The 11,870-nt window shown below is 74.0% G+C and carries 10 protein-coding genes and 1 pseudogene; 5 read left to right on the top strand and 6 right to left on the bottom strand.

Going from position 1 to position 11,870, the window contains the following annotated elements; genetic code table 11:
- Positions 1 to 143: 143 nt before the first annotated feature.
- The 3 genes from G3I53_RS32690 to G3I53_RS32700 are packed head-to-tail and all read right to left on the bottom strand — an operon-like array spanning position 144 to position 2,820.
- Positions 144 to 899, bottom strand: coding sequence for an ABC transporter ATP-binding protein (locus G3I53_RS32690; protein WP_164338007.1), 756 nt, complete (start codon positions 897 to 899; stop codon positions 144 to 146).
- Positions 896 to 1,669: a cobalt ECF transporter T component CbiQ gene (cbiQ, locus tag G3I53_RS32695; RefSeq protein WP_164338008.1), complete on the bottom strand. Its 774-nt coding sequence runs from the start codon at positions 1,667 to 1,669 to the stop codon at positions 896 to 898. Before cbiQ ends, G3I53_RS32690 begins: the two co-directional genes overlap by 4 nt.
- Before the next feature lie 2 nt (positions 1,670 to 1,671).
- Positions 1,672 to 2,820, bottom strand: coding sequence for an energy-coupling factor ABC transporter permease (locus tag G3I53_RS32700; RefSeq protein WP_164439048.1), 1,149 nt, complete (start codon positions 2,818 to 2,820; stop codon positions 1,672 to 1,674).
- 187 nt (positions 2,821 to 3,007) lie between these two features.
- Here G3I53_RS32700 and G3I53_RS32705 point away from each other — a divergent pair, with 187 nt between their 5' ends.
- Positions 3,008 to 3,370 (top strand): SsgA family sporulation/cell division regulator, encoded by a 363-nt coding sequence (locus G3I53_RS32705; RefSeq protein WP_164337415.1) that lies wholly within the window; start codon positions 3,008 to 3,010, stop codon positions 3,368 to 3,370.
- Positions 3,371 to 3,622: 252 nt separating this feature from the next.
- Here the strand turns inward: G3I53_RS32705 and G3I53_RS32710 are convergent, their stop codons facing one another.
- From G3I53_RS32710 to G3I53_RS32720, 3 genes are all read right to left on the bottom strand, one after another.
- Positions 3,623 to 5,293 carry a penicillin-binding transpeptidase domain-containing protein gene (locus tag G3I53_RS32710; protein ID WP_164338257.1) on the bottom strand — a complete coding sequence of 557 codons (1,671 nt, stop codon included), beginning with the start codon at positions 5,291 to 5,293 and terminating at the stop codon, positions 3,623 to 3,625.
- A 180-nt stretch (positions 5,294 to 5,473) separates the two neighbouring features.
- Entirely contained in the window at positions 5,474 to 7,114 is a 1,641-nt protein-coding gene (locus G3I53_RS32715) for a penicillin-binding transpeptidase domain-containing protein (protein ID WP_164338256.1), read from the bottom strand.
- A gap of 186 nt (positions 7,115 to 7,300) precedes the next feature.
- A complete protein-coding gene (locus tag G3I53_RS32720) occupies positions 7,301 to 9,046 on the bottom strand; it encodes a phospholipid carrier-dependent glycosyltransferase (protein ID WP_164338255.1) in 1,746 nt (581 codons plus the stop codon).
- A gap of 95 nt (positions 9,047 to 9,141) precedes the next feature.
- On the opposite strand from G3I53_RS32720, the gene rsmI reads away from it, so the two are divergent.
- The 4 genes and pseudogenes from rsmI to G3I53_RS32740 all read left to right on the top strand — a co-directional run.
- Complete coding sequence (gene rsmI, locus G3I53_RS32725) at positions 9,142 to 9,990, top strand: 16S rRNA (cytidine(1402)-2'-O)-methyltransferase (RefSeq protein WP_164338254.1); 849 nt, start codon at positions 9,142 to 9,144, stop codon at positions 9,988 to 9,990.
- Positions 9,991 to 10,176: 186 nt separating this feature from the next.
- A complete protein-coding gene (locus G3I53_RS32730) occupies positions 10,177 to 10,635 on the top strand; it encodes a hypothetical protein (RefSeq protein ID WP_239064225.1) in 459 nt (152 codons plus the stop codon).
- 42 nt (positions 10,636 to 10,677) lie between these two features.
- Positions 10,678 to 11,559: a TatD family hydrolase gene (locus G3I53_RS32735; RefSeq protein ID WP_164439049.1), complete on the top strand. Its 882-nt coding sequence runs from the start codon at positions 10,678 to 10,680 to the stop codon at positions 11,557 to 11,559.
- A 122-nt stretch (positions 11,560 to 11,681) separates the two neighbouring features.
- A pseudogene (locus G3I53_RS32740) lies at positions 11,682 to 11,870 on the top strand (hypothetical protein); the annotation flags it as partial.

Consider the following 11,870-nt stretch of genomic DNA (forward strand, 5'->3'; position numbering starts at 1 on the left):
GTCCACGCCCGTCGTCCTCTCGCTCACCTGTGACACAGGGTGCAACGGCCCTTCCCCGCCTGCGATTCCTGGGTGCGGGCGGCCCCGGGTGATCGTTACGCAGCCGTTGCCGCGCGTTCCGTCCCGTTCTCGCCCACGCCGGGTCAGGCGCCGGGGGCCGCCGGCACGGACCGCGGGTCGAAGCCGTAGGGCAGCTCCAGGCGGTGGGCGCGCATCAGCGCGTCGTCGGACAGCAGCTCGGCCGTGGCGCCGTCGGCGGCGATCACCCCGTCGCTGAGGATCAGCGAGCGCGGGCACAGCTGGAGGGCGTAGGGCAGGTCGTGGGTCACCATCAGCACGGTGACGTCCAACGCGCTCAGGATGTCGGCGAGTTCGCGCCGCGAGGCCGGGTCCAGGTTGGACGACGGCTCGTCCAGGACGAGGATCTCCGGCTCCATCGCCAGCACGGTCGCCACCGCCACCCGGCGCCGCTGCCCGAAGGACAGGTGGTGCGGCGGACGGTCCTTGAACTCCGCCATGCCGACCCGGGCCAGCGCCCGGTCCACCCGCGCCTCGAGCTCCGGCCCCTTCAGCCCGGCCGCGGCCGGGCCGAACGCCACGTCCTCGCGCACCGTCGGCATGAACAGCTGGTCGTCCGGGTCCTGGAACACGATGCCGACCCGGCGCCGGATCTCCGCCATGTGCTCCTTGCCGACGGGGAGTCCGGCCACCCGGACGGTTCCGGTGCCGCCGGTCAGGATGCCGTTGAGGTGCAGCACCAGGGTGGTCTTGCCGGCGCCGTTCGGGCCGAGCAGCGCCACGCGTTCGCCCCGCCCGACGGCGAAGTCGACGCCGTACAGGGCCTGGTGGCCGTCGGGGTAGGCATAGGCGAGGCCGCGGACCTCCAGGGACGTCGTCATGGGGTCCAGCACACCACCCACCCCAGCACGCACAGCACCAGGGCGGCGGCCGGGAGCGCGCCGGCACGGGACCACTGGGCCCGGGACGCGGTCACCTCGTCGACGACCGGCATGGCACCGGTGTACCCGCGGCTGAGCATGGCCAGGTGCACCCGCTCGCCGCGTTCGTAGGAGCGGATGAACAGCGCGCCCGCCGACTTGGCGAGCACCCCCCAGTGCCGCGGACCCCTGGCCTCGAAGCCGCGTGACGCGCGGGCGATGCGCATGCGGCGCACCTCGTCGGTGACGACGTCGCCGTAGCGGACCATGAAGGCCGCGATCTGCACCAGCAGCGACGGCAGCCCGAGGCGTTCCAGGCCGCGCAGCAGGTCCCGCAGGTCGGTGGTCGCGGCCAGCAGCACCGAGGCGGCGACCCCCAGGGTGCCCTTGGCCAGCACGTTCCAGGCGCCCCACAGCCCGTCCACGCTCAGCGAGAGCCCGAGGACGTCGGTGCGGGCGCCCTCCGCCACGAACGGCAGCAGCACCGCGAAGGCGACGAACGGCACCTCGATCAGCATCCGGCGGAGCAGGAACCCCGCCGGGACGCGGGCGAGGCCGGCCACGACGCCCAGCAGCACCGCGTACCCGGCGAACGCCCACACCGCCTCGCGCGGCGTCGACACCACGACCAGGACGAAGGCGAACACCGCGGCCAGTTTGGTGTGCGGGGGCAGGGCGTGCACGGGGGAGTCCGCCGGGCGGTAGAGCCGGTGGGCATGGCCGGCGCCCACGGTCAGCCCTTCGCGCGGGCGGTGGCGTCCGCGTCGCCGGGAGCGCCGCCCGCGCCCGCGGCCGTGTCCGTGCCCGTGGCCGCGCTCGTGTCCGTGTTCGTCGGTGAGGCGTCGGTGCCGCGCCGCCTGCGCAGCACCCAGAACACGCCGGTGCCCGCGACCACGGTGACACCGACGCCGATCACGCCCGCGAGGCCGCCGGAGAGCCGCTCGTCGGAGACGTCCCGGACGCCGTAGTCGGCGAGCGGGGAGCCGGCCGTCGCGTGCTCCTCGGCCTTCTCGTCGATGCCGTGGTCGGTGGCGACCTTCTCCAGGCCGTCCGGGTCGGCGGACGCGTAGAAGCTGACGAACCCGGCGAGGAGCAGCGAGGTGACCAGGCCGGCCGCCCAGATCCGGCGCGGCGAGCCGGCCGGCGCGGAGGCCGCCGGCTCCGGCTCGGGCGCGTCGACGAGTTCGCCGTCCACCCGCAGCTTGAGCCGCTGCCGCAGCCCGCGCGCCCCGTGCACCAGGTCCGGGCGCACCGCGACGACGGCCCCCACGGTCAGCGCGGTGATCGCGGCCTCGCCGAGCCCGATCAGCACGTGCACGCCCACCATGGCGGTGGCGACCTTGCCGATCGCGACATCGGTGGTGCCGCCCAGCGCGAAGAGCAGGGTGAAGACGAGGGCGGAGGCGGGCACGGAGACCAGGGCGGCGACGAAGGACGCGACGGTCACCGAGCGGCGGGAGCGGGGCAGCACCGTCACCAGGCCGCGGAAGAGCGCGTAGGCGACGACGGTCGTGGTGAGCGCCATGGTGGTGAGGTTGACGCCGAGCGCGGTCAGCCCGCCGTCGGCGAAGAGGACCGCCTGGAGCAGCAGCACCACCGACACGCACAGCATCCCGGTGTACGGCCCGACCAGGATCGCGGCGAGCGCCCCGCCGAGCAGATGGCCGCTGGTGCCCGCCGCGACGGGGAAGTTGAGCATCTGCACCGCGAAGACGAACGCGGCGACCAGCCCGGCCAGGGGAGCGGTGCGGTCGCCTCCGCCGGAGGGGTCCCCCGCGAGTTCGCGGCGCGCGCCCCGCAGGCTCACGGCGACGGCGCCGGCGGCGAGGAGACCGGCCGCGGCGGACAGGGGCGCGTCGATGAATCCGTCGGGTGCGTGCACACATCGATGATGTGGGCAGTTGCGAACGCTTCGCAAGAGCGAGCGGCTCGTTTCTTACCCGGTTCAGATCCGTGCCGTGATATACGGCGACCGGACGGGCGCATTCCGCTTTTTGGTGGGACATTGGACGGGGGTGGGTATACGGCCTGCAAGGCTTTCCCTGGGACAGCACGCGAAGGGGCCCACGATGTCCGTAGTCGAGCAGTACGCGCGAGCCCACGTCGTCACGGACGCCGACCCTCTGCTGGGCGACCGCGGAGCCGTCCCCGTGGTGCTGCGCTACGACCCCGGGGCCGACCCCCGGTCCGTCCGCGTGGCGCTCCCCGGATCCGGAACCCCCGAGTGGACCGTGCCCCGCGAGCTGCTGGAACAGGGGCTGCACATGCCCGCCGGCCACGGCGAGGTGCAGGTGTGGCCCTGCGGCCGGGTGCAGACGGTGGTGGAGTTCCACACCGCGCGCGGGGTGTCGGTGGTGCAGTTCGAGAACAAGGTGCTGACCCGGTTCCTGAGCCGGACGTACGCCGCCGCGGCGGAGCCCGTCCCGCACTGAGCCCGCGGCGCACCGGGCCCGTCATCGCGGCGAGTCGGCGGCCCGGACGGTCCCGGCGGCCCGGACGGTCCCGGTGGCGCGGACGGTCCCGGTGGCGCGGACGGTCCCGGCGGCCCGGACGGTCCCGACGGCGCGGACGGCCCGGATCTCCGGGCGGTTTTCCCGCCCGGAGCCCGGAGCCCGCACCGGCCTCGACCGGCGTACCCGGGCGGACGCCGGTGACGGGCCGCCACGAGAACCGCGCCGGCCGGGTCAGCCGCCCAGCTTCAGCAGCGACGCCACGATCGGCCCGGCGGACGAACCGCCGTGCCCGCCCTGCTGGACGACCGCCGCACCCGCCACGTCCCCGCGGTACGCCGTGAACCAGCCGTTGGGCTTCTTCTGCCCGTCCACCTCGGCCGACCCGGTCTTGGCGCCCTTGTCGCCGCCGACCCCGGCCATCGCCTCCGCCGCCGTGCCGGCGGTCGCCGTGTACGCCATCAGGTCCCGCAGCTGCGACGCCGTCTGCGGCGACATCGTGCGCCCGGCCTTCGCCAGCGCGCGCCCGTCCACCTCCGGCGGGACCAGGTACGGCTGACGGAACACGCCCGCCTTGACCGTCGCCGACACCGACGCCATGTTCAGCGGGTTCATGCGCACCCCGCCCTGGCCGATCAGGGACGCCGCCATCGACGCGTCCTTCTGCACCGGCACCGAGCCGTCGAAGGTCGACACCCCGACCTGCCAGTCGTTCTTCGACAGCCCGAAGACCTGCTGTGCCTGCTTGGTCAGGTCGTCGTTCTTCAGCTCGGGCGCCTGACTGATGAAGGCGGTGTTGCAGGACCGGGCGAAGCTGGCCCGGAAGGTGCCGTCCTTGATCTGGAACTTGTCGAGGTTCTGGAACTTCCAGCCGCCGTAGCTGAAGAACTTGGGGCACGGGTGCTTCTCGTCGACGCCCGCCAGGTCCTTCTCCAGCAGCATCGACGCCGTGACGACCTTCATCGTCGAACCGGGCGCCAGCGACCCCTGGAACGCGGTGTTGAAGCCCCGCGAGGAGTTCGCCGCCGCGAGGATCTCCCCGGTCGACGGCCGCAGCAGCACCACCGACGCCCGCGGCTTCTTCGCGACCTGCTCCTCGGCGGCCGCCTGCAGCGACGGGTCCAGCGTCGTCGGCACCGTGCCCGGCGTGCCCTCGCGCAGCTCCAGCAGCGTCTTGTCGGACAGCTCCGCCTTCTCGGCCGCCTTGCCGCGCACCACCTGGAGCTCGATGCCCGCCGTGCCGCCGGCCGTCTTGCCGTACTTCTCGCGCAGCCCGTCCAGCACCGGGCCCAGACTCGGGTACTTCCCGGTCGTCAGCTCACCGCCGTCCCGGTCCAGTGCCTTGACCGGCGGGGTGCCCGACTCCCCGGTGACCAGCCGGTCGCCGTCCTTCAGGTCGGGGTGCACCACCGACGCCCGCCACGCGACGCGCGGTTCGCCGTCCCCGGCACGGCGTACGACGGTCAGCTCGCTGTCGTACGCCAGCGGCTTGCCGGTCTCCTCGTACTCCACCGTGCCCTTGACGGAGAAGGGCACCTTGGCCGCGGCCGGCGCCGCCGGGGTGAGGGTGACGTCCTTGACGCGGGCGTCCTTCGTGTAGCCGGTGAGCAGCGCGGTCGCGGCCTTCGGGTCGTCGGTGAGCGCGGCGGCCTCGCCCACCCTGCCCTGCTGCCAGGCGGTGAGGAAACGCTCGGCCGTGCCGGTGACCTCGGCGGCGGACAGCGGGCCGGTCTTGGCCTCCACCTGCTGCGCGGACGCCGCGCGCGTGTCGTCCTCGGCGGCGGCACCGCCCCCGAACAGCGCGTAGGCGCCGACCCCGGCGCCCCCGGCCACCACGGCGATCAACCCGCCGAGGACGACGGGTCTCGTCTTCCGCCGCTCGGCGACGCGCTTCCTGTTGCCCACTGCTGCTCGTTCCTCCGCTGCTCGCCGGGCCCCCGCGGCCCCGAGGTGTGCCCCGCGACCGGCCCGTGACACCGCGATGTCCGGCACCGGGCTGCGCGGGACATCCGCCGGTGGCCGTCGTGACGGGCCTGTGCACACACGACGGCCCCACCCTAGAGTCCCCGTCCGGGCGGGGCCCGCTCAGCCTGCCGCTCGTAGCACGGCTGCGACAATCGGACCGGCCGCGTCGCCGCCGTGGCCGCCCTGCTGGACCATGGCCGCCGCGGCCGCATCGCCGCGGAAACCGGTGAACCAGCTGTCCGAGGTGGCGTTGCCGTCGACCTCCGCGGAGCCCGTCTTCGCCCCGATGTCACCGCCGAGCCCGGCCATCGCCTCCTGCCCGGTGCCCTGCGTGGCGGTGAGCCGCATCATCTGCTTGAGCTGGGCGGCGGTCCCGGCGGGCAGGCCCTTGGCCTGCGCCAGCTGACGTCCGTCGAGCCGGGGGGAGACGAGGTACGGCTGCCGGAAGGTGCCGGTGATGGCGGTGGCGGTCACCGAGGCCATGTTCAGCGGGTTCATCTGCACCTGGCCCTGGCCGATGGCGTTCGCCGCGCGGTCCGGGCCGCTCACCGCCGGGACCCGGCCGTCGAAGGAGGCGATGCCGGTCTTCCAGTCGTCCCGGCCCAGCCCGAACCTCTCCTGCGCCTCCCGGGTCAGGGAGTCGTCGCCGAGCGGCGGCTCGTCGATCAGCTTGATGAAGGCGGTGTTGCAGGAACGCAGGAAGCTGTTGGCGAGACTGGCGTTCTCGTCGGGCCGCATGCCGGTGAGGTTCTTGAAGGTCTGGCTCTGCCACTGCGCGGTGGGCGGGCAGGGCGCCGGGCCGTTCATCGTGGTCACGCCGTTGTCGATGAGCATCGCCGCGGTGATGATCTTCATGGTGGAGCCGGGGGCGACCTGGCCCAGGAAGGCCGCGTTGAAGCCGTCCTCGCGGTGGTTGGCCACCGCCAGCACCTCACCGGTGCTCGGCTGCACCGCCACCACGGAGGCGTCGGCGTGCTGCTGCACCGCCTTCTCCGCCGCCGCCTGCACCGACGCGCTGAGCGTCGTGCGCAGCTTGCCCGTCCGGCCCTTCTCCAGGGTGACCAGCGGGGTGTCGGCGGGCGCCTCTCCCGAGGCGTCCCCGGCGTGCCGGATCACCAGCTCCACACCGGGGGTGCCGCCCGCCTTGTCGCCGTACTTCTCGCGCAGGGTGTCCAAGACCGGGCCCAGCGAAGGGTACTTCCGCTTCGTCAGCACCGTCCCGTCGCGGCCCACCGCCTCGATGGGCGGCTGCTCCGACTCCCCGGTGACGAGGGTGTCGCCCTCCTGCAGATCCGGATGGATCACGGACGGCTCCCAGTCGACCAGCGCCCGGCCGGTCGACTTCCCCCGCACCACCGTCAGTTCGCTCCGGTACTCCAGCGCCTTCGTGGTGCCCTCGAAGCCGACGGTCGCCCGCACCCGGAACGGCACGGTGTTCCCGCTCGGCGCACCCGGCGTGATCTTCACGCCGGATATCCGGGCGTCGTCCCCGTAGGCCGTCAGCAGCGCGTCGGCCGCCTGCGCGTTGTTCGTGTACGCCGCCGCCTGCGTCGCCTGCCCCTTCTCCCAGGCCGCGAAGAACTTCCCGGACGCCTCCTTCACCTCGCCCCCGTCCGGCGGGCCCGACTTCGTCACCGACGCCGGCCCGGACCCCCCGTCACCGCCGAGCGCCGACACGAAGGTGTACGCCCCGTAGCCCGCCCCGCCGACCATCACCGCGAACACCCCGCCGACGACAGCGGCCTTGACCCCCTTGCCCATCGGGCGATTCCCCTCCCCCACCGGGCCCCCCACGCCTTGTGGACGTGTCCATGAGGCACGATGCCCGAGCACTCTACGCACCGGGAGTGACGAGAAGGCAGGCGTTGTGCGATTGGTGTCCGAAGAGACACCGGCCCGTTCCCGGGGCCCGCGCTCACACCGGGGCGGGCCCCGACACCGGCGCCGTCAGACCCACGTATCCAGCCACATCCGCGCCCGCCAGTCGTCGATGGGGATGGCCTGGCCGGTGTAGAGGGGCCAGAAGTAGATGAAGTTCCAGGCGATCAACAGGGTCAGGACGCCCGCTGCCGTGGCGCCGGCGACGCGGCGGGTGTCGGTGGAGCGGGGCGGGCCGACGAGGGCGCCCAGGAGCATGGCGACGGCGAGGCAGAGGAAGGGGACGAAGACGACGGCGTAGAAGTAGAAGATGGTCCGTTCCTGGTAGAGGAACCAGGGGAGGTAGCCGGCCGCGATGCCGCAGGCGATGGCGCCCGCGCGCCAGTCGCGGCGGAAGAACCAGCGCCACAGGACGTAGAGGACGGCGAGGCAGCCCACCCACCACAGCACCGGAGTGCCGATCGCCAGGACCTCGCGGGCGCACTTCTCGGCCGCGTCGGCCGGGCAGCCGTCGGTGCCGGGGGCCGGGGACTCGTAGAAGTAGGAGACGGGGCGGCCGGTGACCAGCCAGCTCCACGGGTTGGACTCGTAGGTGTGCGGCGAGGACAGGCCGACGTGGAACTCGTAGACCTGGGCCTCGTAGTGCCACAGGCTGCGCCACCAGTCGGGGAACAGCCAGGACCAGTCGCTGTTCCGGCCGTCCTTGACCGCCCAGTCGCGGTAGTAGCCGCCGCTGCCGTCGGAGGGGGAGAGGATCCAGCCGGTCCAGGACACGATGTAGGTGACGACGGCGACGGGCACCGTGGACAGGAAGGCCCAGCCCAGGTCGCGCCGGACCACCGCCCGGTAGGGGTGGTGGGCGCCCGCGACCTTGCGCGCGCCGACGTCCCACAGCACCGCCATCACGCAGAACGCGGCCATCACGTACAGGCCGTTCCACTTGGTGCCGATCGCCAGGCCCAGCATCAGGCCCGCCGCCAGCCGCCACGGCCGGAAGCCGATGCGGGTGTCCTCCGCGACGCGGGCGTTCGGGCGGACCCGGCCGTCGGCGTCGGCGGGCAGCGCGGCGGCCAGCTTCTCGCGGGCCCGGTCCCGGTCGACGAGCAGGCAGCCGAAGGCGGCCAGCACGAAGAACATCAGCACCCCGTCGAGCAGCGCGGTCCGGCTCATGACGAAGTGCAGCCCGTCCACGGCCATCAGCGCGCCCGCGAGGCAGCCCAGGAACGTGGACCGGAACAGCCGGCGGCCGATCCGGCACAGCATCAGCACGGAGAGCGTGCCGAGCAGCGCGGTCATGAACCGCCAGCCGAACGGCTCGAAGCCGAAGATCAGTTCGCCGAGCCCGATGACGTACTTGCCGACCGGCGGGTGCACCACGTAGGCCGCGTCGGCCGGGATGGGCACGTCGCCGCCGGACGACAGGATCTGGCTGTTGGCGTTCTTCGCCCAGTTGACCTCGAAGCCGCGGTGGACCAGCGCCCACGCGTCCTTGGCGTAGTACGTCTCGTCGAATATCACGCCCTTGGGGCTGCCCAGGTTCCAGAACCGCAGGACGCCCGCCAGCAGGGTGACCAGCAGCGGACCGCCCCAGCCCGACCAGCGGACGAGGCGCTCGGCCCGCGACGGCGGCACCCCGAGCGCCGACCACAGCCGGCCCGACGGCTCGGTGTACGGCGGGACCAGCTGGTCGCGGACGTCGCCTCTGGGGCCCGACGCCGTGTAGCCGAAACGGCGCAGCCGCTGCTGCCACGACGGCCGCTGCTCGTGCGGCGCCTGCTCCTGCCGGGTGTCCGTGGAGGACGCGGTACTGGTCACCGCGCCATCGTAGGGAACCGTGCGGTGGGAGTCCCGCCCATGGGCGGTATGCCCCGGCTCCGGCCGCGCCGGGCCGGCCCTGGGAGGATGGGGAGGTGACCGGAACCCTCGTACTCGCAGGCACTCCCATCGGCGACGTCTCGGACGCCCCGCCCCGGCTCGCCGAGGAGCTCGCCGCCGCCGACGTCGTCGCCGCCGAGGACACCCGGCGGCTGCGCCGGCTCACCCAGGCGCTCGGCGTCACGCCCAAGGGGCGCGTCGTGTCGTACTTCGAGGGCAACGAGTCGGCCCGCACGCCCGAGCTGGTGGAGGAACTGACCGGCGGGGCGCGGGTGCTGCTGGTGACGGACGCGGGCATGCCGTCGGTGTCGGACCCCGGGTACCGGCTGGTCGCCGCGGCCGTCGAGCGGGACGTGCGGGTCACCGCGGTGCCGGGGCCGTCCGCCGTGCTGACCGCGCTCGCCCTGTCCGGGCTGCCCGTCGACCGGTTCTGCTTCGAGGGGTTCCTGCCCCGCAAGGCCGGCGAACGGCTGGGGCGGCTGCGGGAGGCCGCCGGGGAGCGGCGCACCCTCGTCTACTTCGAGGCCCCGCACCGCCTGGACGACACGCTCGCCGCGATGGCCGAGGTGTTCGGCGCGGACCGCCGGGCCGCCGTCTGCCGCGAGCTGACCAAGACGTACGAGGAGGTCCGGCGCGGTCCGCTGGCCGAGCTGGCCGAGTGGGCCGCGGCGGGCGTGCGCGGCGAGATCACCGTCGTCGTGGAAGGGGCGCCCGAGCCGGGGCCGGGGGACGTGGACGCCGACGAGCTGGTGCGCCGGGTGCGGGTGCGCGAGGAGGCAGGGGAGCGGCGCAAGGAGGCGATCGCCGCGGTGGCCGTCGAGGCGGGCGTGCCGAAGCGGGAGGTGTTCGACGCGGTGGTGGCGGCGAAGCGCGCCGGGACGTGAGTCCGGGCCGCCGCTGACGGCCCGGCCGGGCGTCAACCCACGGGGTTGCCAAGGGAACGGGGCCGTCCGGCAAGGAACGCCCAAATCGCCCTCAACTCTTGACAGGTCCCGTGCCTTCGCGGGTGCCGGGGAGTCCACTGGAGACAGGGACCGATCCGATCCTCCGGCGAACCGACAGGAGCGGGCATGACAGAGAGCTCAGGACAGCCGCAGGGGCTGCGCGCAGGTGCCACCGCTGTCGTCAACGAGTCGTACTCCTTCGTCTGCATGCGCTGCGGCTTCGGCTGGGAGCAGTCGTACGAGATCGAGCACCACACCCGGGCCGACGGCGGGGACCTGCTCGTCTACGTCGCGGACGGGGCCGTCGTGCCCTCGCCGCTGAACCGGCCGGTGTGCGGGAACTGCGACGGCCACCTGGTGCGGATCATGCGGCCCGGCCGTGTCGCCTCCGCCCGTGTCGCCTCCGCCCGGGGCGCCTCCGCCCGTGTCGCCTCCGCCCGGGGCGCCGCCGACCGGGGCGCCGCCGACCGCGAGCACCCGGTGCCGGCCGCCGGCCCCGTCGAGGTGCCGCAGCCGGAACGGCAGCACCGGCATGAGTACTGGCACCTGTCCGCCCTGCTGCGCGGCCTGCGCGGCGCCCACTGACGCCCGGCCGGTGCGGGCGGGCCCTTCCGTAGGATCGGGGGCATGTCTGCGAACGCCCCCGACAAGAACGCCGCCCCGCCGCTCCCGGAACCCCTGCGGGTGCCGGTCGCGGACTCGCACACCCACCTCGACATGCAGTCCGGCACCGTCGAGGAGGCGCTCGCCAAGGCCGCGTCGGTGGGCGTGACGACGGTCGTGCAGGTCGGCTGCGACGTCGACGGCTCCCGCTGGGCGGCGGAGACGGCGGCGGCGCACGACGCCGTGCACGCCACGGTCGCCCTGCACCCCAACGAGGCGCCGCGCATCGTGCACGGGGACCCCGACGGCTGGTCCCGGCAGGGGGCGCGGGAGCCCGGCGGGGACGCGGCGCTGGACGAGGCGCTGGCCGAGATCGACCGGCTGGCCGCGCTGCCGCAGGTCAAGGGCGTCGGCGAGACGGGCCTGGACCACTACCGCACCGGGCCGGAGGGCAAGGACGCCCAGGAGCGGTCCTTCCGCGCCCACATCGAGATCGCCAAGCGGCACGGCAAGACCCTGGTGATCCACGACCGGGACGCCCACGCCGACGTGCTGCGCGTGCTGAAGGAGGAGGGCGCGCCCGAGCGCACCGTCTTCCACTGCTACTCGGGGGACGCGGAGATGGCGGAGATCTGCGCCCGCGCCGGGTACTTCATGTCCTTCGCCGGCAACGTCACCTTCAAGAACGCCCAGCACCTGCGCGACGCCCTCGCCGTGGCCCCGCCGGAGCTGGTCCTGGTGGAGACCGACGCGCCCTTCCTCACCCCGGTGCCCTTCCGGGGCCGGCCCAACGCCCCCTATCTGGTGCCGGTGACGGTGCGGGCCATGGCGGCCGTGCGGGGCATCGACGAGGACACGATGGCCGCCGCGCTCGGGGCCAACACGGCACGCGCGTTCGGCTACTGACCGGGCGGTCGACGGGCCGCCCTCGCGCACACGTTCCGTGGTCGTGCCGCTTTGGAGAGTGACCGCGGCTCGGCTACGTTGCGGGGGTTCGATCGGACCCTCTGGCCCTGGAGTGTGTCGGCGTGAGCAACGCGCGGTTCGGGACGCAGCCGGCGTACGGCGCGGCGTATCGGACGGTCCACGGTGACGAACTGCACCTCGCGGAGACCGTCGGACACGGCATCCCCGGCACGCCGGGCCCGCCCGGGCCGCCCACCCTGCCCGACCCAGCCCCCGCCGCCGTGCCCGGCACCGAGCCCGCCCCCGCCCCC

This window comes from Streptomyces sp. SID14436, from assembly GCF_010548465.1.
In the GTDB taxonomy this organism is placed as follows: Bacteria; Actinomycetota; Actinomycetes; order Streptomycetales; family Streptomycetaceae; genus Streptomyces.